The 3,206-nt window shown below is 67.1% G+C and carries 2 protein-coding genes and 1 pseudogene; 1 reads left to right on the top strand and 2 read right to left on the bottom strand.

The window, feature by feature from the left end; genetic code table 11:
• Window positions 1-297: 297 nt before the first annotated feature.
• Window positions 298-393, bottom strand: a pseudogene (locus BJQ90_RS05595) (four-helix bundle copper-binding protein); the annotation flags it as partial.
• Between the two features lie 497 nt (window positions 394-890).
• Between BJQ90_RS05595 and BJQ90_RS05590 the strand changes: the two are divergent.
• Window positions 891-1,364 (top strand): rhodanese-like domain-containing protein, encoded by a 474-nt coding sequence (locus BJQ90_RS05590; protein ID WP_226759319.1) that lies wholly within the window; start codon window positions 891-893, stop codon window positions 1,362-1,364.
• Between the two features lie 93 nt (window positions 1,365-1,457).
• Here BJQ90_RS05590 and BJQ90_RS05585 read toward each other — a convergent pair whose 3' ends face one another.
• Complete coding sequence (locus BJQ90_RS05585; RefSeq protein ID WP_226759318.1) at window positions 1,458-3,107, bottom strand: TPM domain-containing protein; 1,650 nt, start codon at window positions 3,105-3,107, stop codon at window positions 1,458-1,460.
• Between the last annotated feature and the right edge of the window lie 99 nt (window positions 3,108-3,206).

Below are 3,206 nucleotides of genomic sequence, written 5' to 3'. Positions count from 1 at the left end.
CGGCGGGCCGCCTTGCCCCGGGGGGGGCGCGGCGGCCCGTATCCATTGCGGACGCCGCCGCCAAAGACCCGGACCGCCAGCACCACCAGAAGCGCGATCCCGACGAGCAGCAGAGGAATCCAGAGCCACATCCACCACATGCCTTATCCCTAACCCCACATCTTGACTGGCGCCTTTCGTTTCAGAGTTGCTCCGAGTCTTAGCGCGGAGTCGACTGCCGGATAGAGTCCGAGGTCCCGGTCCACCCGGGCCGGTTTTCTACGCATCCGCACCGGTCAGCTGAAGGCCGGCTGATACTCAGGCCAATGCGGCCAGGAGGGAAGCGCAGGCCGCTTCACACCGGCGGCAGGCCTCGGCGCAGATCCTGCAGTGCTCGTGCATACCGGCGTGCCTGACCGGAGTGGTCTCCCGCCGCGGGCCGGTCACCCTGCCGGCCAGGGGCAGCTCAGGGCAATGCAGAGGGCGATGGCGGAGGAAACGATGGAGCCAACGGATCACGCTTCGCGCGGGTCAGGACGCAGCCGGAGGAGCGCACTGCCTCGGTCAGTGCCTCCTGGTCGGCGGTGCCGGTGACACTGAGGCGCGACGTGCCGCCAGTCTCGCAGCGGCTCCGGGCTGCATCTGATCTGTTCGTTCGTGGATCCAGCCAGCTACCTGCCGAGTGGGAGCCCGACGGATGGAGGGCTGCAGCCTCCCTGGACCCGGCAGCCAATGAAGAGACGCAGTTCCCGCCCGGGCAGGTGTTGCAGAGGCTCGAAGCTTTCCTCGGTACGCCAGTCGCGGAGTGGTCTTTTCGCGTGCTGAACGGTCGTTTATACCTCACGTTGTCTCCACCGGCGAAGCCGGGCGGAATCTTACCGCGGCGCGCCCGGCGGCGTTAGGCTGGGCTCATGAGAGTCGAACCAGCCGTGATAGAACGAACGTCCAGGATCCGTTCTCAGGATCCGGCCAGTGTCCCCCGGAAGGTTGGGGGAGAACCGGATCTGGTGGTGGTGGACACGACATGGGGAGAGCTGCAGCCGCTGCAGTGCGCGCCAGGGGTGGTCACCCTCGGCGAGCTCGAACTCTTGGAGTTGCTCGGCGGCGGCGCGGTCCTGGTCGACAGCCGCGTACCTGGTTCCAGGGCCGGGATCACGATTCCAGGCGCAGTCAACTTCCCCCATGACCGGATCCTGGAATTCAGGGATCAACTCGACCCTTCTAGGCTGAGCGTGTTCTTCTGTAACGGCCCGCAGTGCCCGCAGTCCCCGGCGGCTGTCCGGGCGCTGATGGAAACCGGGTATCCGGCCTCCGCGCTGGCGTATTATCGAGGCGGATTGCACGACTGGGTCACCCTGGCCATGCCCACGGAACGGGTCACGTGACCGCCGGTGCCTGTCACGGCGCCGGGGTTAGCGGTGACCGCGCACGGGGCGCTAACGGGGTCGACGGACCGAAATGGACCAGGACATGACGGATCAGAAACCGCCGCCGCTCCCGGTGTCTCCATCCCAGCCGGCGCCGTTGCTGGAATCGCCTCCGCGTCCGCCGCCCAGTATCCAATCGATCAGAATCCCGCCCAGAACGGCACCGCCGAGACCCCCTCCGCACCCGCGGCCACCGAACATGCCGCCGCCGTAACCGCGGTTGTCCATGCCGCCGAAATCCTGTACATCCGACCGGGCGAGCTCTGCCGCGCGGGACGCCAGAGCGCCGGCCTGCCGCGCGTAGGTCAGGGAAGATTCAGGATTCGTCTGCTGGATGGAGAGCGCGGTGTCCAGATTGCGTTGCGCTTCGGCCAGGCGTGTTCTGGCCCCCGGTCCCACACCGCCGCGCCGGGCGGCAATGTAGTCCGAGGCAACCGAGATCCGGGCCTGTGCATTCATGATGGCCTGCTGGAGAGCCTGCTCGGCGCGCCGCGCCTGATCCTGCTGGTTCCGGACCCCGGAGAGGGTCTGATCCAGGCCTTGGCGCGCCGTTTCCATGCGCTGCAGCGCGGCGATCGGGTCGATCCTTCCTGACTGTAGCTGCCGTTGCACTTGGCTCAGAACCGCCTCGGCGCCTGCGACGGGGCCGGCGAGGTCGGTGTGCTGGCCGGCCGCCATGGTGGCCTTGGCCTGGGCGAGGTCCTGGGCTGCTTCCTCCACAGAGCGGTCGAGATCAGTCCGGGCGGAGTCAAGGTCGTGCGAGACCTTGCTGATGGCGTCAACCAGCACGTTGGTCTGGTGCAGGCTTTCTTCGGCGGCGCGGACAGCGACGGCCGTGGCGCCCGGGTCAGTCTCCGTGAGCTTCTGCTGTGCCGTCTGCACGGCGGTGTCTAGAAATTTCAACCGTTCCCGGGCCTGGGCGATGTTGTCGGAGACCGGGCCGACCGCCGCATCGGAGTACCGTTCGCGAAGCCCGGTCATGGCCTGCTCCGCGTCCGCTACCTTGGCCGCTGCCTCTACGCTTCCGGCGCGGAGCAGTTCGAGTGCCCGTGGTGCGTTCTTTTCGAGTTCACGCAGGGAATCGAAGGAGGCTTTCTGTTCGGCCAGGGCCTGGTTGGCCGACTCGCAGCGACTGATGATCTCGGTGTACCAGCCCCGCTGCTGCTCCTCGGAGGCCGGGACCGCGTCGTCGAGCTGCTGTTGGAGCCTGAAGGACTCGCTCAGATTCGCCTTGGCGTCGGTGAGGGCCTTCGCGAAGGGCACAACGGAGACGTCCCCGAACTGGGCCTGCGCGAATCCTGCTTCCTGCTCGCTGGAGCGCACGGCGTCATCGGCCGCTATCAGCAGCGACACGGCCCGTTGCTTCAGCTCCGGAAGGCTCAACGCCGCTGGCTGATCGCTCCGCCCGCCGTCGCCCGGTTCTTCCGGCTGTGTCCCCGGGCCGGTAAGCAGCGCCAACCGGTCGCGGTATTCCTGCGTGCCCAGCTCGCCGCCGGCGTATCGCTGATCGAGGATCAGGCGCGCGTTGCTCCTGCCCGCGGCGGCGTTACGGTTCGGCCCCGGGGCTGATCCCCTTTCCCGTCGGTGGGTGCCACCGGAAAGTGCCCGGGCCGCGAGAGCCACCACTAGAACGGCGACCGCGACCGGGAGCAACCAGAATAACCAGGACGCGTCTATGCCGGACCCGTACCCACCCATCATGGGGTGCCTCCTTCAACCGGCCCTAACCCGGGGTTTTCATCAATGTTGGGCTGAGGGGTGTGTTTAAGAGACGAAAAGGTGCTCTGACAAGGGAAAATA

Origin of the sequence: Arthrobacter sp. SO3 (genome assembly GCF_020532825.1) — a bacterium.
Taxonomy (GTDB): domain Bacteria; phylum Actinomycetota; class Actinomycetes; order Actinomycetales; family Micrococcaceae; genus Arthrobacter.
Note: the sequence above shows the minus strand (reverse complement) of the source record. Positions and strands in the feature narration are given on the sequence as shown.